Source organism: Streptomyces bauhiniae, assembly GCF_004784475.1.
GTDB classification, from domain to species: domain Bacteria; phylum Actinomycetota; class Actinomycetes; order Streptomycetales; family Streptomycetaceae; genus Streptomyces; species Streptomyces seoulensis.
Genome location: NZ_SRRT01000007.1, coordinates 389,637 through 410,484 on the forward strand (window position 1 = coordinate 389,637; position 20,848 = coordinate 410,484).

22 protein-coding genes, 1 tRNA gene and 1 pseudogene are annotated in these 20,848 nt (G+C 71.5%); 8 read left to right on the top strand and 16 right to left on the bottom strand.

Annotated elements, in window-relative coordinates:
- Positions 1 to 7: 7 nt before the first annotated feature.
- On the bottom strand, positions 8 to 634 hold the full coding sequence (locus E5083_RS24475) for a rhomboid-like protein (protein ID WP_167513621.1): 627 nt from the start codon (positions 632 to 634) through the stop codon (positions 8 to 10).
- Positions 635 to 695: 61 nt separating this feature from the next.
- Here E5083_RS24475 and E5083_RS31315 point away from each other — a divergent pair, with 61 nt between their 5' ends.
- From E5083_RS31315 to E5083_RS24490, 4 genes and pseudogenes are all read left to right on the top strand, one after another.
- Positions 696 to 845 carry a hypothetical protein gene (locus E5083_RS31315; protein WP_167513622.1) on the top strand — a complete coding sequence of 50 codons (150 nt, stop codon included), beginning with the start codon at positions 696 to 698 and terminating at the stop codon, positions 843 to 845.
- A pseudogene (locus E5083_RS24480) lies at positions 797 to 1,104 on the top strand (aminoglycoside phosphotransferase family protein); the annotation flags it as partial. The gene E5083_RS31315 and the pseudogene E5083_RS24480, both read left to right, overlap by 49 nt.
- Before the next feature lie 119 nt (positions 1,105 to 1,223).
- Positions 1,224 to 2,291 carry a right-handed parallel beta-helix repeat-containing protein gene (locus tag E5083_RS24485; protein WP_135787855.1) on the top strand — a complete coding sequence of 356 codons (1,068 nt, stop codon included), beginning with the start codon at positions 1,224 to 1,226 and terminating at the stop codon, positions 2,289 to 2,291.
- Positions 2,292 to 2,350: 59 nt separating this feature from the next.
- Positions 2,351 to 3,376: a methyltransferase gene (locus E5083_RS24490; RefSeq protein ID WP_135787856.1), complete on the top strand. Its 1,026-nt coding sequence runs from the start codon at positions 2,351 to 2,353 to the stop codon at positions 3,374 to 3,376.
- 88 nt (positions 3,377 to 3,464) lie between these two features.
- Here the strand turns inward: E5083_RS24490 and E5083_RS24495 are convergent, their stop codons facing one another.
- The 7 genes from E5083_RS24495 to E5083_RS24525 are packed head-to-tail and all read right to left on the bottom strand — an operon-like array spanning position 3,465 to position 8,694.
- The gene (locus tag E5083_RS24495) at positions 3,465 to 3,788 is read right to left on the bottom strand and encodes a TcmI family type II polyketide cyclase (protein ID WP_030804500.1); all 324 of its coding nucleotides are present in this window, start codon (positions 3,786 to 3,788) and stop codon (positions 3,465 to 3,467) included.
- A 38-nt stretch (positions 3,789 to 3,826) separates the two neighbouring features.
- Complete coding sequence (locus tag E5083_RS24500; RefSeq protein WP_135787857.1) at positions 3,827 to 4,303, bottom strand: SRPBCC family protein; 477 nt, start codon at positions 4,301 to 4,303, stop codon at positions 3,827 to 3,829.
- A 1-nt stretch (position 4,304) separates the two neighbouring features.
- Positions 4,305 to 4,562: a phosphopantetheine-binding protein gene (locus tag E5083_RS24505; protein ID WP_135787858.1), complete on the bottom strand. Its 258-nt coding sequence runs from the start codon at positions 4,560 to 4,562 to the stop codon at positions 4,305 to 4,307.
- A gap of 24 nt (positions 4,563 to 4,586) precedes the next feature.
- Positions 4,587 to 5,825, bottom strand: a complete 1,239-nt coding sequence (locus E5083_RS24510) for a ketosynthase chain-length factor (protein ID WP_135787859.1) — start codon at positions 5,823 to 5,825, stop codon at positions 4,587 to 4,589.
- 7 nt (positions 5,826 to 5,832) lie between these two features.
- Positions 5,833 to 7,092, bottom strand: coding sequence for a beta-ketoacyl-[acyl-carrier-protein] synthase family protein (locus E5083_RS24515; RefSeq protein WP_130339064.1), 1,260 nt, complete (start codon positions 7,090 to 7,092; stop codon positions 5,833 to 5,835).
- On the bottom strand, positions 7,089 to 7,550 hold the full coding sequence (locus E5083_RS24520) for a cupin domain-containing protein (RefSeq protein WP_244317641.1): 462 nt from the start codon (positions 7,548 to 7,550) through the stop codon (positions 7,089 to 7,091). Before E5083_RS24520 ends, E5083_RS24515 begins: the two co-directional genes overlap by 4 nt.
- Before the next feature lie 58 nt (positions 7,551 to 7,608).
- Positions 7,609 to 8,694 carry a SchA/CurD-like domain-containing protein gene (locus E5083_RS24525; protein ID WP_135787860.1) on the bottom strand — a complete coding sequence of 362 codons (1,086 nt, stop codon included), beginning with the start codon at positions 8,692 to 8,694 and terminating at the stop codon, positions 7,609 to 7,611.
- A gap of 200 nt (positions 8,695 to 8,894) precedes the next feature.
- Here E5083_RS24525 and E5083_RS24530 point away from each other — a divergent pair, with 200 nt between their 5' ends.
- A complete protein-coding gene (locus E5083_RS24530) occupies positions 8,895 to 10,535 on the top strand; it encodes an FAD-dependent oxidoreductase (protein WP_135787861.1) in 1,641 nt (546 codons plus the stop codon).
- A gap of 72 nt (positions 10,536 to 10,607) precedes the next feature.
- Here E5083_RS24530 and E5083_RS24535 read toward each other — a convergent pair.
- Positions 10,608 to 10,682 (bottom strand) — tRNA-Thr (locus E5083_RS24535).
- A 200-nt stretch (positions 10,683 to 10,882) separates the two neighbouring features.
- On the opposite strand from E5083_RS24535, the gene E5083_RS24540 reads away from it, so the two are divergent.
- The 3 genes from E5083_RS24540 (at position 10,883) to E5083_RS24550 (ending at position 13,563) form a co-directional block, all read left to right on the top strand.
- A complete protein-coding gene (locus E5083_RS24540) occupies positions 10,883 to 12,022 on the top strand; it encodes an ABC transporter ATP-binding protein (RefSeq protein WP_135787862.1) in 1,140 nt (379 codons plus the stop codon).
- Positions 12,023 to 12,224: 202 nt separating this feature from the next.
- Entirely contained in the window at positions 12,225 to 12,704 is a 480-nt protein-coding gene (locus tag E5083_RS24545; protein ID WP_135787863.1) for a hypothetical protein, read from the top strand.
- 127 nt (positions 12,705 to 12,831) lie between these two features.
- Positions 12,832 to 13,563 (top strand): nucleotidyltransferase family protein, encoded by a 732-nt coding sequence (locus E5083_RS24550; RefSeq protein WP_086694994.1) that lies wholly within the window; start codon positions 12,832 to 12,834, stop codon positions 13,561 to 13,563.
- Positions 13,564 to 13,629: 66 nt separating this feature from the next.
- On the opposite strand, the gene E5083_RS24555 is transcribed toward E5083_RS24550, so the two are convergent.
- The 7 genes from E5083_RS24555 to E5083_RS24585 form a co-directional block, all read right to left on the bottom strand.
- Positions 13,630 to 15,333 (bottom strand): DoxX family protein, encoded by a 1,704-nt coding sequence (locus E5083_RS24555; protein WP_208754139.1) that lies wholly within the window; start codon positions 15,331 to 15,333, stop codon positions 13,630 to 13,632.
- A gap of 128 nt (positions 15,334 to 15,461) precedes the next feature.
- Positions 15,462 to 16,400: a 23S rRNA (guanosine(2251)-2'-O)-methyltransferase RlmB gene (gene rlmB / locus E5083_RS24560; RefSeq protein WP_030804451.1), complete on the bottom strand. Its 939-nt coding sequence runs from the start codon at positions 16,398 to 16,400 to the stop codon at positions 15,462 to 15,464.
- A gap of 86 nt (positions 16,401 to 16,486) precedes the next feature.
- Entirely contained in the window at positions 16,487 to 17,890 is a 1,404-nt protein-coding gene (gene cysS, locus E5083_RS24565; protein WP_135787864.1) for a cysteine--tRNA ligase, read from the bottom strand.
- Between the two features lie 58 nt (positions 17,891 to 17,948).
- Positions 17,949 to 18,353 carry a PPOX class F420-dependent oxidoreductase gene (locus E5083_RS24570; RefSeq protein WP_135787865.1) on the bottom strand — a complete coding sequence of 135 codons (405 nt, stop codon included), beginning with the start codon at positions 18,351 to 18,353 and terminating at the stop codon, positions 17,949 to 17,951.
- A 49-nt stretch (positions 18,354 to 18,402) separates the two neighbouring features.
- The gene (gene ispF, locus E5083_RS24575) at positions 18,403 to 18,897 is read right to left on the bottom strand and encodes a 2-C-methyl-D-erythritol 2,4-cyclodiphosphate synthase (protein ID WP_135787866.1); all 495 of its coding nucleotides are present in this window, start codon (positions 18,895 to 18,897) and stop codon (positions 18,403 to 18,405) included.
- On the bottom strand, positions 18,887 to 19,651 hold the full coding sequence (gene ispD / locus E5083_RS24580; protein WP_135787867.1) for a 2-C-methyl-D-erythritol 4-phosphate cytidylyltransferase: 765 nt from the start codon (positions 19,649 to 19,651) through the stop codon (positions 18,887 to 18,889). Before ispD ends, ispF begins: the two co-directional genes overlap by 11 nt.
- Positions 19,652 to 19,933: 282 nt before the next feature.
- Positions 19,934 to 20,416 carry a CarD family transcriptional regulator gene (locus tag E5083_RS24585; protein WP_003953493.1) on the bottom strand — a complete coding sequence of 161 codons (483 nt, stop codon included), beginning with the start codon at positions 20,414 to 20,416 and terminating at the stop codon, positions 19,934 to 19,936.
- Positions 20,417 to 20,848 lie beyond the last annotated feature (432 nt).

The window sequence follows — 20,848 nt, forward strand, 5'->3', positions numbered from 1 at the left end:
AGCGTAGTCAGCCGGACGGCGCGGCCGGGGTGCGGAACGGGTGCCACGTACTCCCCCGGTCCCGCACCAGCGGATAACAGGCCAGCCCGATCAGCGCGGCCAGGGCGTGCCCGACGTCGGTGAAGGTGCGGCCGTCGACCAGGGGGACGGTGTAGACGGCGAGCAGCACCGCGAGATACGCGTACCGCCAAGGCACCGCGATCCGGTACGTCAGCACCCCCATCACCCCCGCAAGGGCGTAACTCACCCCGATATCCAGCGTGTTCACGGCGGAGGCAGGCGCATGCCCGTCATTTATCGCCCGCAGCAAAGCCAGCTCACTGATCAGTGTCGCCAGCACATGTGCGGCCACACACACCACGAGCCACCGAGCCGTCCCCACCCACCGCTCCACCTGTGCGTGGAACACGCTGTACGCCACCACATACGGCAGCCAGTGGCCCCCGTCGATCCACATCCCACTCGTGATCAACACCCGCACCGGGTTCTGCGACAACTCACGAATATTGGTCGACCGCTGCCGCAAGAACTCCTTCTCGAACTCCGGCGACATGTGATGCAAAGCCACAGTGGTAACAAAAAGAATGGCCAGCCACACATAGGTCCCGGGCGCGGCCCGCACGTAAGCCGCCACCGCCCGACCCACTCGCCCCAACCCGACACCCCGTCTCACACCCGCCAGTATGGTCACCCAGGTGCCCACCCCGCCCTCCGACCGCCCTGCCCTGACCCGCCCCCTGGCCGCCCTCCCCGACACCCGCGAGGCCGCCGCCCTCCTGGATGAACCGCTCGTCATCCCGCCCCACCCGGACTGCACCGAATGGGTGACAGGGCACGCGGAATGACGGCACGCCTACCGCAAGCCCTCCGCGCAGAACTCGCCCCCCCTTCAGCGAGGTGGCGGACGAGCCCGGCGACCGGCTGCTGCACTGGGACCTGCACTACGGCAACGTCCTGGCCGCAGCCCGCGCGCCCTGGCTGGCCATCGACCCCAAGCCGCTGGCCGGCGACCCCGGCTTCGAGCTGCTCCCCGCGCTCGCCAACCGGTACGCCCCGGCCGACACCCGCCACCGCTTCGACGCGCTGACCGCCGCCCTCGGGCTGGGCTGAATGCACAACCAGTCACCCAGCCTCAATCGCCAACAGGCACCCCCGCACACAGACACGCCCCCGGACGGACCATCGCGTGGGATACCGGATAAACCGGTCATACGGTACGCGGTATGAAGAGATGTCACCTCGCATATCTCGCCTGTAGCGCGGCGCTTGTGAGCGCGGGTGTGGGGGCGGTCCCGGCGGCCGCCGCTCACCAGACCCTCGTGGTCCGTCCGGGCGAGTCGATTCAGAAGGCCGTCGACGCCGCGCGGGCCGGGGACACCGTGCTGGTGCTCGCCGGTACCTACCACGAGAGCGTGCAGATCGGCCGGGACCGCATCACGCTGCGCGGCGCGGGCGCCCGTACGGTCGTCAAGCCCGCCGCCGTCAAGACCGGCAAGGACGCCAACACCTGCGCCCAGAACGGCAACGGCATCTGCGTCCTCGGCACCAAGACGAAGGACGTCCGGGGCGTCACCGTCGCCGACCTCACCGTCACCGGGTTCGCCCGCGCCGGCGTCTTCGGCATGGCGACCGACCGTATGACGGTCCGCCATGTGCGCGCCGTCGACAACGACACCTGGGGCATCGCCCAGGAGCGCTCCACGGGCGGCGTGTTCCGCGAGAACGTCGCCGAGCGCAACGGCGACGCCGGACTCTTCCTCGCCAACACCATCAAGGAGGAGGCGGGAGCGTACGACGCGGGAGGCACCCTCGTCGAGCACAACCGCCTCGACGACAACCGCATCGGCGTCACCGTCCGCCGCCTGCGCGACGTGAACGTGCAGGACAACGGCATCCGCGGCAACTGCGCCGGTGTCTTCGTCGTCGGCGACGAGAACACCCCGAAGGCCGGTCACCTCACCGTCGCCCGCAACCGCGTCACGCAGAACAACAAGTCCTGCCCGAAGACCGAGCGCCTGCCCGCCCTCCAGGGCTCCGGCATCGTGCTGACCGGTGTCGAGCAGACCCGCGTGACCGGCAACTACGTACGCGGCAACGCGGGCAAGTCCCCGCTCTCCGGCGGCATCGTGCTCTTCAAGAGCATGGTCGGCACCCTCGGCGAGAACAACCGCGTCGACGGCAACACGCTGTCGGCCAACGCCCCCGCGGACCTGGTGAACACCGACACGGGCAAGGGCAACCGCTTCGAGCGCAACTCCTGCCGGGCCTCGAAGCCCGCGGGCCTGTGCTGACCGCCCGCCCGCTGCCCATCGATGACCGAAGAAGGCCGAAGAACGAGAAAGGGCGGCAGATGACGACCGCTGAGACAGCCCCACCGCCCCCGATGCGCCTGCGCGAGCTGGTGTTCGGGGCGGCCTGCGCCGCCGCCGTCCGGGCCGCCGCCCGGCTCGGCGTCGCCGACGCCCTCGGGGACGACCCGAAGCCCGTGGAGGACCTCGCGGCCTCGGTGAAGACCGAGCCCAAGCCGCTGCGCCGGCTGCTGCGCGCCCTGTCCTGCTACGGCGTCTTCGCCGAGCACCCGGACGGCACCTTCGCGCACACCGACATGTCCCGCCTGCTGCGCGAGGACGACCCGAACAGCCTGCGCGCCATCGCCCTGTGGTGCACCGAGCCGTGGACCTGGGACGCCTGGCCCAAGCTGGACGAGGCCGTGCGCACCGGGGACAACGTCGTGGAGTCCCTCTACGGCAAGGAGTTCTTCACCTACCTCAACGAGGACGCCCCCGAGTCCGCGGACGTCTTCAACCAGGCCATGACCCGCTCCAGCGAGCAGTCGGCCCGCGAGGTCGCCGCCCTGCTCGACCTGTCCGGCGCCGACTCGGTGGCGGACTGCGGCGGCGGCCAGGGCCATGTGGTGGCCTGCCTGCTAGACAAGTACCCGACCATGCGCGGCAGCCTGCTGGACCTGCCCCGCGTGGTCGAGAACGCCCTGCCCCGCCTGCGTACCGGCGACCTCGCCGACCGCGCCGAGATCGTGCCCGGCGACGTGCGCGCCTCGGTCCCGGTGAAGGCCGACGTCTACGTCATCAAGAACATCCTGGAGTGGGACGACGAGAGCACCGCCCGGCTGCTCGGCAACGTCACCGCCGCGGGCGGCCCCGGCACCCGCGTCATCGTCATCGAGAACCTCGTCGACGACACCCCCTCGATGCGCTTCAGCACCGCGATGGACCTGCTGCTCCTGCTGAACGTGGGCGGCGCCAAGCACACCACCGAGTCCATGGTCGGCCGGCTCACCTCGGCGGGCCTGGTCGTGGACGACATCCGTCCGGTCAACCCGTACCTGCACGCCTTCGAGTGCCACGTCGCCGGCTGACGCGGCCCCGTACGGCAACGACCGGCCGCCGGGCCCGCGACGCTGCGGGCCCGGCGGCCGGTGGTCTTCATGAAGGGGAGCCGGACGGCTAGTCGCGCTCCCAGACGTAGAAGCGCTCCGCCATCGCGTCCTTCGGGGAGCGCCAGGTCTCCGGGTCGTACGCGCTGACGTACGCCGACAGGCGCTCGCTGATCCCGCGGAACTCAGGGTGGCCGGCCACCTTGGCGATGGCCGGGGCCGGGTCGCTGTCCGACTCGACGAGGTGCATGTACACATCGCCGAACTGGAACAGGCTGCGGCGGCGCACCCCGACGAGGTGCGGCAGCTCGCCCCGGTCCGACTCCGCGAAGATCTTGGCGATGTCCTGGGCCGAGCCCGGTGCCATCCGGGCCACGATCAGTCCCTGGTGCATGGGAGGTTTCCTCTCTGGCCTGTTCGGCCGCTCGCCGGTCAGTCGGCCAGGGCCGGGGCGGGGCGGTCCCCGGCGGCCTGCTGGATCTTGTCCCGGATGAGCGCCATCTGGACCTTGGAGTTGCGGTTGATGTTGTCGGTCATCCACTCGTCGTCGACCGGCGCCTCGGGCTTCATGGCGAAGTCCTGGGTCCACACCATGCGGGTGCCGGCGGGCACCTCCTCGTACGCCCAGTGGATGTCCATGTGGGCGAAGGGGCCCGTCTCCACGCGGCGGGCGCGGACGGTGCGGTTCTCGCGGTCCGGCTCGCGCTCGGAGACCCAGCTCCACACGGTGCCGTTGTCGTCCGGGTGCATGGTGAGCCGGAACGTCGTCTTACGGCCCTCCCGCTTGAGGACCTCGACGGACGCGTACTCGCTGAACAGCTCCGGCCAGTTCTCCAGGTCGTTGGTCATGTCCCAGACCAGGTCGAGCGGAGCGGCGATGGTGATCTCGTTCCGGGTGTGTCCGGCCATGTCAGGCTCCTGCCATCAGTGCGCTGTTGACGAGGTCGAGGAACGCCTGCGGCGTCTTGCAGCGCTCGGCGTCCGGGGGCATCGGGGTGCCGTGCCGGTTCTCCAGCTCGCCCACGATGCCCAGCAGGCCGAGCGAGTCGAGCCCCAGCGACTCGAAGGGGGTGCCGGGCTGCTCCCGCAGCAGTTCCGGGGCGACGGTGATGCCCGCCGCCTTCTTCATGAGGGCGGCCAGTTCTTCTTCGGTGATCTGCGCGTTCATGCCGTTCTCTCCTTTGCTGTTCGCCTACTTGGCGCCGTGCCGCAGCACCAGCGCCGAGTTCGACCCCATGAGGCCCCGGCTGAGGACCAGCGCCGTGCGCGGCTCGGCCACGCGGGCGCTCCCGGTCACGAGATCCAGGTCGTGGCAGACGTCCACCACGTTCGGCGTCGGCGGGATCAGGCCGTGCTCCATCGCCAGCACCGCCGCCGACACGTCCAGCACCGGTGCCGCGCAGTAGCCGCGGCCGATACCGGTCTTCGGTGCCGTCACCGGCACCCGGCGCCCGTGCGCGCCGAGCGCGTCCACCAGCGCCAGCGCCTCGGCACGGTCCGCCTCCGGCACCCCGAGGGCGTCGGCGAAGACCATGTCGACCTCCTCCGGCGCGCAGCCGGCTTCCGCCAGCGCGTTCCGGATGGCCTGCGCCAGCCCCTCGCGCGACTCCGCCCAGCGGGAGGCCCCGGTGAACGTCGCCGCGTGTCCCGCGACGTAACCCCGGACCTCGGCCCCGCGCTCCCGCGCGGACCGCTCCGCCTCGACGACGAGCATCGCCCCGCCCTCGGCGGGCACGAATCCGCACGCCGCGTCGGTGAAGGGGCGGTACGCGCGCGCCGGGTCGCTCTCCCCGCTCAGCTCCCCGTACCCGAGCTGGCAGACCACCGAGTACGGCGCGAGCGGCGCCTCGGTGGAGCCGGCCACCATCACATCGGTGCCCCGGCGGACCGCGCGGGCGGCGTGCGCGAGGGCGTCCAGACCGCCCGCCTCGTCGGAGGCGACGACCGAGCAGGGCCCCTTGAGGCCGCGCCGGATGGAGATCTGGCCGGTGCTGGCCGCGTAGAACCAGGCGATGGACTGGTACGGGCCGACGAACCGGCTGCCCTTGCCCCACAGTTGCTGGAGCTCGCGCTGGCCGAACTCGCCGCCGCCGGAGCCGGAGGCGGTGACCACCCCGATGGAGAAGGGGTCCGCCGCGGTGTCCGCCTGGCCGAGCCGGGCGTCCTCCAGAGCGAGGTCGGCCGCTGCCATGGCGAAGTGCGTGAAGCGGTCGGTCTGCACCAGGAAGCGTTCCTCGACCACGGCCGGGTCGAACGCGCGGACCTCGCCCGCCACCTTCAGCGGCAGGTCCTGGCAGCCCTCGCGGGTCACCCGGTCCAGGACGCTGATGCCCTCCTGGGTGGACTTCCAGAAGGTCTCGGTGCTGATGCCGTTCGGCGCGACCACCCCGATACCGGTGACGGCCGCGCGCCGTTCCTCGGTTGCGCTCATCGTGTCCTCACTCCCTCGGCCGGGTCAGGATCACCGCGGACTGGAAACCGCCGAACCCGCTGCCCACGGAGAGCACGCCGTTCAGCTTCCGCTCCCGTGCCTCGCGCGGGACGTAGTCCAGGTCGCACTCGGGGTCGGGGGTCTCGTAGTTCGCGGTCGGCGGGACGGCCTGCTTGGCGAGCGCCAGCACACACGCCACCACCTCGATGGCCCCGATCGCCCCGAGGGAGTGCCCCACCATCGACTTGATGGAGCTCATCGGGGTGTCGTAGGCGTGCTGCCCGAGCGCCCGCTTCACCGCGGCCGTCTCGTGGCGGTCGTTCTGCCGGGTGCCGGAACCGTGCGCGTTGACGTAGTCGATCGCGGTCGGGTCGATCCGGGCCTGGTCCATGGCGGTCTCGATCGCGCGGGCCATCTCCAGGCCCTCGGGGGTCAGACCGGTCATGTGGTACGCGTTGCCGAACGTGGCGTACCCGCTCAGCTCGCAGTACACGTGCGCACCGCGGGCCCGGGCGTGCTCCAGCTCCTCGAGCACCAGCACCGCGCCGCCCTCGCCCATGACGAACCCGTCACGGTTGTTGTCGAAGGGGCGGGAGGCGTGCGCCGGGTCGTCGTTGTTCGGGGACGTCGCCTTGATCGCGTCGAAGCACGCCATCGTGATCGGGGATATCGGCGAGTCGGAGGCACCGGCCAGGCATATGTCCGCCCGGCCCTCCTGCACGGTGTGGAAGGCGTACCCGACGGCGTCCAGGCCCGAGGTGCAGCCCGTGGACACCGTCTGCACCGGGCCCCGCGCGCCGAACCGCTCGGCCACCGACGAGGCGACCGTGCTGGGCGAGAACGCCCGGTGCAGTTCGGGCCGGGCCTGGGTGTGGTCCACATCCCAGCGCTGGCCGCCATGGCTGACCAGCACATAGTCGTTCTCCAGCCGGGTGGTGCCGCCGACCGCGGTGCCCACCGACACCGCGATCCGCCAGGGGTCCTCGGCCGCGAGGTCGAGTCCCGAGTCGTGCACCGCCTCGTCGCCGGCCACCAGCGCGAACTGGATGTACCGGTCCGCCCGCTGCACCTGCTCGGCGTCGAGCCCGTAGGCCGCCGGGTCGAAGTCGCACTCGGCGGCGATCCGTGACCGCAGCCCCGAGGGGTCGAAGAAGGTGATGCCACGCGTCGCGGTCCGGCCGTTGGACAGCAGGTCCCAGAACGCGGGCGTACCGATCCCGCCCGGAGCCACGATGCCTATGCCCGTGACCGCCACCCGCCGGGTCATGAGCGCACCTGGTCCCGGCCGGCGGCAACGGCACCACCGGCCTCGGTCACCACCGCGGCGGCCCCGATCATGTCCGTCTCCTCGGTGTCCACGTGACCGAGCTGCGGACGCGGGGCCAGCGGACCCAGGTGGAAGACGAGACGCGCCTCCTCGTCACCCACATTGCGGAAGCGGTGCCGCATGTGGGCGGGGATCATCAGCCCCTGCTCCGGCTTGAGGGGGTGCGCCTCTCCGTCGAGGTCCACCTCCAGCCGGCCGCAGATCACGTACACGAACTCCTCGGAGTACGGGTGGTAGTGCTCCCCGATGCGGTCGCCGGGCTGCACGATGGCCACGCCCATGAAGCCGCTGGTGGAGCCGACCGTCGCCGGGGTCAGCATGGCGCGCAGGTCGCCGCCGCGCCGGGTGTTGTGCTCGGTGTCCTTCAGGTCGATGATCTTGGGACGGTGTTGGATCACAGCTTCCTCCGTGGGATGTGCCGCGTCGGCGGGTGCGGGGTGAGAGGCGGCCACCGGATCAGGCGTCCGAGGCGCGGCGGTCGGTGACGAGGTCCATCCGGGCGGCGTCGCCGGCGAGCAGCGTGCGCAGCTCGGCGGCCGCGGCCGCGTCGGCGGGCAGCGCGTCCACGCTGTTGCCGCGTACGTCCACCAGGCGCACCACCACGTCGTCGCGCTGGAAGACCGTGCTGCGCAGCACCGCGCTCGCCGGGTCGTCGGCCGCTGTCTGGTCGTGCTGGGAGAGCAGCTCGGCCAGTCGCATGCCCTGGCCGGCGCGGGCCGGGTAGAACAGCGCGAGGCGGTTGCCCTCCGCCTGCTCGTCGGCGACCACGTGGTGCACCGCGGGGAGCGCCGCACGGGTGAAGAACATCCGGGCCGACTCCTGGTCGTCCAGGTCCCGGTCCTGCTCCAGGTAGGGGTTGATGGCCTCCTCGACCGCCCGCACCTCGGGCTGCCGGGCCACGTGCCGCAGCGCGGCCAGCAGATCGCCGCGCACCTCGATGGCCCGCACCACCCGGTTGCCCTGCATGAACAGCGAGGTCCGCATGAGCTGCGTGGTGTCGTCCACCCGCGCCTTCGGCGAGGCGTAGTCCGCGAGGATCGCCGCGACCTTCTCCTCGGTGCCGGGCTTCACGGTGAAGGTGAGCGCGTGCCGGATGACTCCGTCACCGATGCGCGGGTGCGCCTGGAGGCGGCGGCCGGCGGCCGGCTCGGCGGGGACCGCCGGGCCGCCCGTCTCGCGGACGATGTGGAAGCGCAGCGAACGGGTGTCGCGCACGCAGGAGTGCAGCGGCTCCACCATGTGCACGTGCTCCTCGCTGTTCACCCAGGTGAGGAACGGCGGGGCGCTCTCCCACTCGCTGGTGATGAGCCACTGCGAGGGGTTCTCGATGGACTGGCAGAGCTGGTCGCTGACGTGTCCGGGCACCTGGGTGACCTGGGAGCAGAGCTGCTCGTACGCCTCCAGGAACTGCTGCTGCGCGCCGTCGTACACGTCGACCAGGAGGACGACCCGCAGCGGGGAACCGTCGAACACGGACTGGGATACACGCCTGGACACCTCGCGTGCCGGCGTTTCTGAGGGACGTTCAGACGTGGTGGTCATCCTGCACACATCTCCTTCGCGGGGCAGAACCGGTGCCGGCCTCTCATCGGGCCCGGCAGCGTTCCTTGATCCTGTGCCGGTCCCCACAAGCCCGCGACTCCTGTGAACCACGTGGGTGATTGGGCACGCGGAGCCGCCGCCACCGGGAAGGAAGAGTCCGAGGCGCCCCACGCGCCCACCCCCAGCCACTGGAGGCTTCGATGCATCAGAAAGCCGACCACCGGGTCCCCGTCCTCATCGTGGGCGGCTCACTGGTGGGCCTGTCCATGTCCGTGTTCCTGGGCCGTCTCGGTGTGCGGCACATGCTCGTCGAACGGCACTCCGGGACCTCGATCCACCCGCGCGGACGCGGCAACAACGTCCGCACGATGGAGCTGTTCCGGGTCGCCGGGGTCGAGCCGGACATCAAGGCGGCCGCCTCACTCCTCGCCGACAACCACGGCATCCTCCAGACGCCCACCCTTGTGGGTGACGCCGGGGAGTGGCTGTTCAAGAACATCGACCCGGGCGGCGGTCTGGCGAGGTTCAGCCCCACCGCCTGGTGCCTGTGCAGCCAGAACGACCTCGAACCGGTCCTGCTGGACAGCGCGCGCGAACTCGGCGGCGACCTGCGGTACTTCCACCAGATGGAGTCCTTCGAGCAGGGTGCGGACGGAGTGACGGCGACGGTCTTCGACCGGAACACCGAGGAACGGTTCACCGTCCGCGCGGACTACCTCGTCGCCGCCGACGGCCCGCGCAGTCCCGTACGGCGTGCCCTCGGCATCGGACAGAGCGGGCCCGGCGACCTGTTCGCCAACGTCAGCGTCACCTTCCGGTCCCGCGCGCTGGCCGACGTGGTCGGCGACCGGCGCTTCATCTGCTGCTACCTCACCCACCCGGACGCGGACGGCGCGCTGCTGCCCGTGGACAACAAGGAGAACTGGGTCTTCCACGCGCCCTGGCACCCCGAGCGCGGCGAGACCCTGGACGACTTCACCGAGGAGCGGCTGCGCGACCACATCCGCCGGGCGGTCGGGGTGGACGAACTCGACGTGAAGATCACCGGTATGGCCTCCTGGCGTGCCGCCGAACGCGTCGCCGACCTCTACTCCTCCGGCCGGGTCTTCCTCGCCGGCGACTCCGCCCACGAGATGTCCCCGACCGGCGCGTTCGGCTCCAACACCGGTATCCAGGACGCCCACAACCTGGCCTGGAAGCTGTCCGCCGTCCTCTCCGGCTGGGCCGGCCCCGGCCTGCTGGAGTCGTACGGTGCCGAGCGCCGCCCGGTCGCGGCCGCCACCAGCGCCCGCGCCTCCGCCCGTTCCGTCGAGCACAGCCACCCCGGCTTCGCCCCGGCCCCCGGGGTGGGCGGCGCCAAGCGCGGCGGCATCCTCAACGTGGTCCTCGGCTACCGCTACCCGGCCGGCGCGGTCCTCGGCGCCGACCCCTACGCCGAGGTCGTCCCGGACGCCCTCGCCCTCGACGGCCGCCCCGGCAGCCGCGCCCCCCACCTCTGGCTCCGCCGGGGCGGCCTGCGCCTGTCCACGCTCGACCTCTACGAGCGCTCGATGGTCCTCCTCACCGACGCCCCCGACGACGCGGGCTGGTACGCGGCGGCCCGCCGCGTCGCGGCCGAGGACGGCATCGCCCTCGACGCCTACCGCATCGGCCCCGGCCCGGACGCCGACCTCACCTACGACACCGAGGACGCCGACTGGGCAAAGGCCCACGGCACCACCGCCGACGGCGCGGTCCTCATCCGCCCCGACGGCTTCGTCGCCTGGCGCGCCACCAACGCGGCGGCGGACCCGGACACGGTGCTGCGGGAGGCACTGAGGTCGCTGCTGACGCCAGCCTGATCCACTGGCGAACGCTGCCGTCGAGTAACCCGAAGGCCCAGGTCAGAGCGCATCTGACCTGGGCCTTTTCGGAGCCCCCTGTCGGATTCGAACCGACGACCTACGCATTACAAGTGCGTTGCTCTGGCCGGACTGAGCTAAGGAGGCGGGGGCCGGTGGGCCCGTGTGTGTGCAGTGTACCCATGCGGGGGTGTGGGGCGGTGGGGGAAATTCGGGGGTGCCCAGGTACTGACAGGGCAGGTGGGGGGCGGGTACCGTCCTGCCAGTTCACCTGGGTGAACCAACGAACCACCTTCCTACAACGGATCGTCCGGCACGTTCCTGCCGGTAGAAGGGGGCCCCTCACCATGGCCACTGTCACGTTCGACAAGGCGACCCGGATCTATCCGGGCTCGACCAAGCCCGCCGTCGACGCGCTGGAGATCGCGATCGAGGACGGCGAGTTCCTCGTCCTCGTCGGCCCGTCCGGCTGCGGCAAGTCCACCTCGCTCCGCATGCTCGCGGGGCTCGAGGACGTCAACGGCGGCGCCATCCGCATCGGTGACCGCGACGTCACCCACCTGCCGCCCAAGGACCGGGACATCGCCATGGTGTTCCAGAACTACGCCCTCTACCCGCACATGACGGTCGCCGACAACATGGGCTTCGCCCTGAAGATCGCGGGCGTCAACAAGGCGGAGATCCGGGCGAAGGTCGAGGAGGCCGCCAAGATCCTCGACCTCACCGAGTACCTGGACCGCAAGCCCAAGGCGCTCTCCGGCGGTCAGCGCCAGCGTGTCGCCATGGGCCGCGCGATCGTCCGCGAGCCGCAGGTCTTCCTCATGGACGAGCCGCTGTCCAACCTGGACGCCAAGCTCCGCGTCTCCACCCGTACCCAGATCGCCTCCCTCCAGCGGCGCCTGGGCATCACCACCGTCTACGTCACCCACGACCAGGTCGAGGCCATGACGATGGGCGACCGGGTGGCCGTGCTCAAGGACGGTCTGCTCCAGCAGGTCGACACCCCGCGCAACATGTACGACCGCCCCGCCAACCTCTTCGTGGCCGGCTTCATCGGCTCGCCCGCGATGAACCTGGTCGAGGTGCCGATCACCGACGGCGGTGTGAAGTTCGGCAACAGCGTGGTGCCGGTGAGCCGGGACGCGCTCTCGGCCGCCGCCGACAAGGGCGACACCACCGTGACGGTCGGCGTCCGCCCCGAGCACTTCGACGTGGTCGAGCTGGGCGGCGGCGCGGCGGCCACCACGCTCACCAAGGACAGCGCCGACGCCCCGGCCGGCCTCGCCGTCTCGGTGAACGTCGTCGAGGAGCTGGGCGCGGACGGGTACGTGTACGGCGCCGTCGAGGTCGACGGTGACGTGCGGGACCTCGTCGTCCGGGTGAACGGGCGTCAGGTGCCGGAGAAGGGCTCCACGCTGCACGTCGTGCCGCGGCCGGGTGAGATCCACGTGTTCTCGACCTCCACGGGTGAGCGTCTCTCCGACTGACCGGCGCACACAGGCAGTTCACAGGGAGGGGGTCCTGCGGGGCCCCCTTCCGCGTACCCCGGCACGGTTGGGTGGATATCCCGGCACAGGGACCAATTCGGGCGCCCGGCGTCAACCCCCTACCCAGAAAGCAGCGCGACTCCATCCCCCGTAAGGGTGACTAAATGTCGCCAAATCAGTACCGAGCGCTACCCTCACTCGCGTGACGCACTCCACCACCCCTCAGACGCGACGCGGCCACCGGGGCGGCCCTGCCCGCCGGATCGGCCGCACTCTCGCCCTCGTCCTGCCCGTCGTCCTGGTGCTCTCCGGAACCCTCGCGGTCACGCGGGTCAACTGGACCGGGGACTCCGAAGGCTCCGTGCTCACCGCCTCGGACGTCGCCCAGGCCCCCGCGAAGGCCGGCACCGCCCGTACGGTCACCGCCAAGAAGGCGGCGCCCCAGGACGTCCTGCGCGACCGGCTGCTGACCGAGCTTCAGCACAAGAACCCCGGCGTGGTCCTCACCCACCTCCAGCAGGCGGTCAACGGCCACCCCGCCCTCGCCGAACACTGCACCTCCATCGCCCGCACCCTGGGCCGAGCCGCAGTCCGCCTCTACGGCGCCTCCCGAGCCCAGTCCTACGCCCGCCCGGTGTGCGACACATCCTTCGCGACGGGTGTACTGGCGGCACATAGCTGACCCCCACATAGCTGACCCCCACATAGCTGGTCCGCACATAGCTGATGGGCACATAGCCTGTCGGCACCCACAGGTAGCCCTGTCGTGCCCCCTGGCCTCCCCCGGGGCGCCACGTACAGTTCGGGGCATGACCCATCCGAACGTCGCTGCGCGCCCCACCCAAGCCGTTGTCCTGGCCGGGGGGCAGGGGTCCCGGCTGCGCCCCTACACGGACGACCGGCCCAAGCCGATGGTCGAGATTCCCGGCACGGGCACCCCGATCATCGGCCACCAGCTCAACTGGCTGGCCGAAGAGGGCGTCACGGACGTGGTGGTCTCCTGCGGCCATCTCGCCGAGGTGCTCCAGAAGTGGCTGGCCACGGCCGAGCTGCCGCTGTCCGTGACCACCGTCGTGGAGACCGAGCCGCTCGGCCGGGGCGGCGGCCTGAAGTACGCCGCCGCGCACCTCCCCCGCCCCGACCGGCCCTGGTACGCCACCAACGGCGACATCTGGACCCGCTTCTCCCTGCGGGACATGGCCGACTTCCACACCGAGCGGGACGCGGTCGCCACCCTCGCGCTGGCCCGGCCGCGCATCCCCTGGGGCGCCGTGCGCACGGACGGCTTCGGACACATCACGGACTTCATCGAGGCCCCGCCGTCCACCGTCGAGATCAACGCCGGTGTGTACGTGTTCTCCCCCGAGTTCCGCGACCTGCTGCCCGACCGGGGCGACCACGAGCGCGCCACGTTCCCCCGCCTGGCCCGTGAGCGCAAGCTCGCCGGGTTCCCGCTCCCCCAGGGCTCCTACTGGCGGGCCATCGACACCGTCAAGGACCTCACCGAGGCCGCCAAGGAACTGGACGCCGGCCGCGCCTGACGAACACACGCCGAAGGGCCTCGTACCTCACCACGAGGTACGGGGCCCTTCCGCGTGCCCAGGGCGTCAGTTGCCGAACAGACCGCCCACCAGGCCCGGCTGACCGGTGGAGGACCCACCCGCGTCGCTCCCGCCGCCCGAATCCGTGCCGCCCCCGCCCGCGGTGCCCGAGCCGGTGCCACCGGTAGCGGTACCGCCCGCGCTGCTCGGCCCCGCCGTGGTGCTGGGGGCACCCCCACCGCCACCGGTGGTCGGAGTGGTCCGCTGGGGCGGCGCCTGCCCTGTGGTGCCCTGGGTCTGGCTGGGCGCGGCAGGAGCCGTACCAGCCGTACGGCCCGCGCCCGGCGTGCCGGCCGCGCCGGACGGGCTCGCGCCCGCCGAGGCACCGCCAGTCGGCGAGCTGGACGCCGACGGGCTGGCCTGCCTGCGCGGAGCGCCGGGCTCCGAGGGCAGCGGCGAACCGGGCTGGTTGTTGCGCGGCGCCTCACCCGGACCGGGCACGACCACCCGGCCGGCATCCCGCACCGCACCGCCGAGCAGCGAACCGACCAGCAGGGTCAGCCCGACCGTCACGGCCGTGATCAGCGCGCCCCGGCGCAGCACGTACCGGCGCAGGTCCCAGAGGGCGGCGCGCGGGCCCAGCGTGCGCCAGGCGCTGCCCGCGAGCCTGCCGTCCACGGAGTACACCGGGGCACCCGCGATGACCAGCGGGGACCAGGCGGCCAGGTAGATGATGTCGGGCGCGTCGTACGCCGGGACCGTCTTCCAGCTCACGGTCACGATGAGCGCGGCCGAGAGCAGCCCGCCCATCACCGCGGCGACCCGCTGCCAGCAGCCCAGGATGGTCAGCACGCCGACCACGACCTGGAGGAAGGCGATGACCAGCCCGGAGCCCACCGGATGGTGCAGCGCGAACTGGCGCAGCGGCTCGGCCACGTCCCACGGGTGCAGGGTGTTGAGCCACTTGACCATCGAGCCGCGCTCGCCGCCGTCGAAGTAGACGGGGTCGCACAGCTTGCCCATGCCGGCGTAGATCGAGATGAAGCCGAGGAAGACGCGCAGCGGGAGCAGGACCACGCCGAGATTCATCCGGCGACCGGGGTAGTACGCGTGCCGCGCCGGGTCGTCACCGCGCCGCGCGGCCCGCGAGCCGGCGGGCCGGACGGAAGGCTCGTCGGGGTCGAACTCGTCGCTCGCGTAGGGCGATTCGTCGTACGGGGGCTCGTCGTAGGGCGGCTCGTCGTAGGCGCTGCCGACCGGGCGCATGTGGGGCAGCAGCCGGGTGCCGCCGTCGGGGCCGGTGCGCTGGTGGCCGAGGACGGGGGTCTCGACGGTCGGGTCGAGCCGGTCGTAGGCGTCCGCGTAGCCGGTATGGTCCGGGCCGAGGCGCGGGATGACCTGGGTGGCACCGGCCGGTTCGTCGGGGTGGCGCACGCTGCTGCCCCGCACGGCCTGGAGCAGGCGGTGGGTGCCGGTGTCGTCGGGCGCGGACCGGCCGGTCCAGACGAGCGGACGGCGCCGGCCCGCGGCCCCGCCCCCCGGACCCCCGGCGGACATGCGCGCGGGGTCCTCGGCGCTCAGATGCCGGGCGATTCTCGGGGACTGGGTGCGCCTGCCCGCCGTCCCCAACTGCACGCGGAAGCTGGCGTGATTGACGATGACCTGCGCCGGATCGCTCGGCACCTTCACCATGCTCAGCGCGGGAGCGTCGTCGAAGCCCGACGAGCGGTCCCCCGTGGGAGTGCGGGGTGTTCTGGTGTCCACACTCATCTAACCGAGTGACGCCGAGTTAGGACACTGCCTTGACCGGCCCGATGTGTCCGGGCCGCGTCAAAGTCGTCGTGTACGCCGGTCATCCCCCGGAATTACCGCATCCGGGGGAATTGCCGAACGGCCGTTCAGGAGCGGCGGCGGGACGCCTCGTACAGCACCACACCGGCGGCGACACCGGCGTTGAGGGACTCCGCGCCACCCGGCATGGGGATGCGGACCCGGTGGTCGCAGGTCTCGCCGACCAGGCGGGACAGGCCCTTGCCCTCGCTGCCGACCACGATGACGACCGGGCCGGACAGCGCCGCCAGGTCGCCCACCTCGGCCTCACCGTCGGCGGCCAGGCCGACCACGGTGATCCCGGCCTTCTTGTACTGCTCCAGGGTCCGGGTGAGGTTGGTGGCACGGGCGACCGGCGTACGGGCGGCAGCGCCGGCCGACGACTTCCAGGCACCGGCGCTCATGCCGGCCGAGCGGCGCTCGGGGACGACCACGCCGTGCCCACCGAAGGCGGAGACGGAGCGGACGACGGCGCCGAGGTTGCGCGGGTCGGTGACGCCGTCGAGGGCGACGATCAGCGGGTCCTCGCCCTTGTCGTAGGCGCCGGCGGGCAGGTCCTCGGGGTGCGCGTACTCGTACGGCGGGACCTGGAGGACGAGGCCCTGGTGGTTCAGGCCGTTGGTCATCCGGTCCAGCTCGGGGCGCGGGGCCTCCATGAGGTGGATGTTGCCGCGCTCGGCGGCGAGCTGGAGGGCCTCGCGGACGCGCTCGTCGTTGTCGATGAACTGCTGGACGTAGAGCATGGTGGCGGGCACGCCGTCACGCAGTGCCTCGTACACCGGGTTGCGGCCGACGACCAGCTCGGAGGAGGAGCGGCCGGCGCCCTTGCGCTGCGGCGGGCGGCCCTGGGCGCGGCGGACCTTGGCGGCGGCGGCGCGCTGCTTGGCGTGGCCCTTGCGCATCTCGGCCGGGGGCGTGGGGCCCTTGCCCTCCAGGCCACGGCGCCGCTGGCCGCCGCTGCCGACCTGGGCACCCTTCTTGCCTGACATGCGGCGGTTGTTCGCCATGAGTTACCCGTCTCCGTGAGCGTTCGTACGTATGTATGCAGTGTGCCGCCCGGATCGCCGGGCGGCACACTCGATCAAGCCGTGAGCTAGCGCGGGCCGAGGCTCCAGCGCGGGCCCTGCGGGCTGTCCTCGACGACCAGGCCGGACTGGCCGAGCTGGTCGCGGATGGCGTCGGCGGTGGCCCAGTCCTTGCGGCCGCGCGCGGACTCGCGCTGCTCCAGGACGAGCCGGACGAGGCTGTCGACCACGCCATGGAGGTCCTCGCCGCGCTCGCCGCCCTCACCGGCCCACTCGGGGTCCAGCGGGTCGAGTCCGAGGACGCCGAGCATGGCCCGCACCTCGGCGAGGCGGGCGACGGCCGCCTCCTTGTCGTCGGCGGCCAGCGCGCTGTTGCCCTGGCGGACCGTGGTGTGCACCACGGCGAGGGCCTGCGGCACGCCCAGGTCGTCGTCCATCGCCTCGGCGAAGGCCGGCGGCACCTCGGTGGCCGGTTCGACCTCACCCCCGGCCTTCTCCAGCGCGCGCTGCACGAAGCCCTCGATGCGCGCGAACGCCACCTCGGCCTCGCGCAGCGACTCCTCGCTGTACTCGATCATCGAGCGGTAGTGCGGGGTGCCGAGGTAGTAGCGCAGGACGATGGGACGCCACTGCTTGACCATCTCGGAGACCAGCACGCTGTTGCCGAGCGACTTGGACATCTTGTCGCCCGCCATGGTCACCCAGGCGTTGTGCACCCAGTACCGGGCGAAGTCGTCGCCGAACGCCTTGGCCTGGGCGATCTCGTTCTCGTGGTGCGGGAAGATCAGGTCCAGGCCGCCGCCGTGGATGTCGAAGGCGGTGCCCAGGTATTTGTGCGCCATGGCCGAGCACTCCAGGTGCCAGCCGGGGCGGCCGGGCCCCCAGGGCGTCGGCCAGCTCGGCTCGCCCGGCTTGACCGCCTTCCACATGGCGAAGTCGCGCGGGTCCCGCTTGCCGGTCTCGCCCTCGCCGGACGGCTGGAGCAGGTTGTCCAGCTCCTGGCGGGACAGCTCCAGGTAGCCGTCGAAGGAGCGCACGTCGAAGTAGACGTTGCCGTCGGCCTCGTAGGCGTGGCCGCGCTCGATGAGGCCCTGCATCATCTCGATCATCTCGGTGATGTGGCCGGTGGCGCGGGGCTCGTAGGTGGGCGGGAGGCAACCGAGCGCGGCGTAGGCGTCGTTGAACGCCCGCTCGTTCTCGTACCCGATGGCCCACCAGGGGCGCTTCTGCTCGTGGGCCTTGTTGATGATCTTGTCGTCGATGTCCGTGACGTTGCGGATGAACGTCACGTCGTAGCCGCGGTACTCGAACCAGCGGCGCATGATGTCGAAGTTCAGGCCCGAGCGGATGTGCCCGATGTGCGGTGCCGCCTGCACGGTGGCGCCACAGAGGTAGATCGAGACACAGCCCGGCTGGACCGGGGTGAAGTCGCGGATCTGCCGGGCGCTGGTGTCGTACAGGCGAATGGTCACGCCACCAGGGTAGTGGGCGCATTGCGATGCAATGCGCCCGGACGGCAAAACGGCCCTCTCAGAGGCTGCCGACCACCTTGCGCGGGCTGATCCGCACGACGACCCGCTCGGCGTCGTTGGCGGAGGCCGGGTTGAACTCGGCGTACTTCTTGCCGGTGTACTTCAGGGACAGCTCGTCGATGAGTGCCTGGCCGCCCTCGGTGGTCAGCTCGGCGGTGCCGCGGATCTCGGCGTACTCGTAGGGGTTCTCCGGGTCCATGACGACGACGGTGACCCTCGGGTCGCGCTTGAGGTTCTTCTCCTTGCGCCGGTCGACCGTGGTGGAGATGAGGACGTCGTCCCCGTCCCGCTTCACCCACACCGGTGACATCTGCGGGCTGCCGTCGGGCTGGACGGTGCCGACGACGATGAACACGGGCGTGTCCAGCAGGGACTTGAGCCGGTCGGACAGCGCAGCGGACATGGAGATCCTCCTCGATCGACGGTGGCTGTGCGGGTACCCTCGCACGCTCCTACGACACGCGCACCACGAGGGCCGTGGCGATCGCCATCAGCCCCTCCTCCCGGCCGGGGAAACCGAGCCCGTCGGTGGTCGCGCCGGAGACGGAGACGGGGGCCCCGGCGGCCGCGCTGAGGATCTGCTGGGCCTCGTCCCGCCGCTTGCCGATCTTCGGGCGGGGCCCGACGACCTGCACCGCGACGTTGCCGATGGCGAAGCCGGCCTCCCGCACGATCCGGGCCGCCTCGGTGAGCAGGGTGACCCCCGACGCGCCGGACCACTCGGGCCGGCCGGTGCCGAAGTGCTGCCCCAGGTCACCGAGCCCGGCGGCGGAGAACAGCGCGTTGCAGGCGGCGTGGGCGACCACGTCGGCGTCGGAGTGCCCGGCCAGGCCCGGCCCGGAGTCCTCCCACTTGAGCCCGGCGCACCACAGCTCGCGGCCGTCCTCGAAGGCGTGGATGTCGGTGCCGATGCCCACCTGGGGCAGGGCGGGCAGCTCAGAAGCCATCGTTGAGCCTCCTGCGGGTGAGGACCGCCTCGGCGAGGACGAGGTCCAGCGGGCGGGTCACCTTGAACGCCTCCTCGTGGCCGGGCACGGTCACGACCCGCTCGCCGAGCCGCTCGACCATGCTCGCGTCGTCGGTGACGTCCTCGGTGACGGTCTCGTGGGCGCGGATCAGCGTGGCCCGGTCGAAGCCCTGCGGGGTCTGTACGGCGCGCAGCCGGGCCCGGACGGGGGTGCCGAGCACCGGCTCGGGCTCGCCGGGGACGGCCGCGGGCTCGACCTCCTTGACCGTGTCGGCCAGCGGCAGCGCCGGGACCACGGCCGGGGCGCCGTCGCGTACCGCCTCGACGACCGTGTCCACGGTGTCGACGGGGACGAGGGGGCGGGCGGCGTCGTGCACGAGGACGACGTCGTAGGCGGGGGGCAGGGCGTCCAGGCCCAGGCGGACCGACTCCTGGCGGCTCGCCCCGCCGGGCACGACCAGGAAGTCCGTGCGCTCGGGCAGCGCGTGCGCGTCCAGCAGCGACTTGACCTCGGCGGCGCCGTCCGGCGGGGCGACGACGACCACCAGGGAGACGTGCCGGGAGGCGGCCAGGGCGCGGATCGCGTGGATCAGAATGGGCGTGCCGTTCAGCGCGCGGAGCGCCTTGGGGGCGCCCGGACCGAGGCGCACGCCCCGGCCGGCGGCCGGGATCACGGCGGCGACACGGCTGTCCTGGCGCGGCTCGGCGGGCGCGGGACGCGATTCGTCAGACATCGGTTCCTGTCAGGTTTGTGTGCTCGGGGCCGGTGGGTATGGCCTGGAGGAGCGCCGGGCGCGACGCCTTGACCGGACCCTTTCCGTGAACCGCGGTCGAGCCGTCCACCCCCGGACGCGACAACGAAACAGGGGAAGCGGCACGACAGGGGCAGTGCACAGGGGAGGCATGCGGGGACGAATATGCCGCAGCGCCCGGCGACAGGGTGAGTGTCATCGGGCACCACGGCATTTTTGCTGCGCTGGACGTGAAGGCGGGCGAAGCACGCCGCCCGCTCCGTGTCAGGAGGCGAGTACCTCGTCGAGCAGCGCCTCGGCCTTGTCCTCGTTGGTGTTCTCCGCGAGGGCCAGCTCGCTCACCAGGATCTGGCGGGCCTTGGCGAGCATGCGCTTCTCACCGGCGGAGAGTCCGCGCTCGCGCTCGCGGCGCCACAGGTCACGCACGACTTCCGCGACCTTGATGACGTCGCCGGAGGCGAGCTTCTCCAGATTTGCCTTGTAGCGGCGCGACCAGTTCGTGGGCTCCTCGGCGTACGGCGCGCGCAGCACCTCGAAGACCCGGTCCAGCCCGTCCTGACCGACCACATCACGCACGCCGACGAACTCCGCATTGTCCGCTGGCACACGTACCGTCAGGTCGCCCTGGGCGACCTTCAGCACCAAGTAGGTCTTGTCCACGCCTTTGATCTGACGAGTTTCGATTGCCTCGATCAGCGCGGCCCCGTGATGGGGATAGACCACGGTGTCGCCAACCTTGAACGTCATGTGACAGGTACCCCTTCCGTGGCTATCCAGGGTAACACGGATACGGCGTCTTCTGAATGGCGTTTTCGCAGGTCAGGGCATATCTCGGGGCTTGACAACAGCAACAGGAACGTGCTGCGGGCCACCCTTGGAAGCGGGAATTCGCAGGTGGGAGCCACTCTGCGTGCAGAGGGAAACATCTACGTCACACGCCCCAGAGAGCCGCCCCGATTGGTTGAATGTCCCGGTTTGCCCGCTTCCAAGCGTACGACTTCCGCTCCTTCGTTCGATGACCGGAGTCGGGTACGAGACGAATCCGGAATTGATCACGCCACCCGGCGGTGATCAATTCCGGACACGCGCGTATTCCTTCACGGAAATGCCAATCCGAATGGCGGACGGGAAGCGCGTGGCGGGTGATCAGGGGGGTGCCCGGTACCCCCAGCGGGAGGG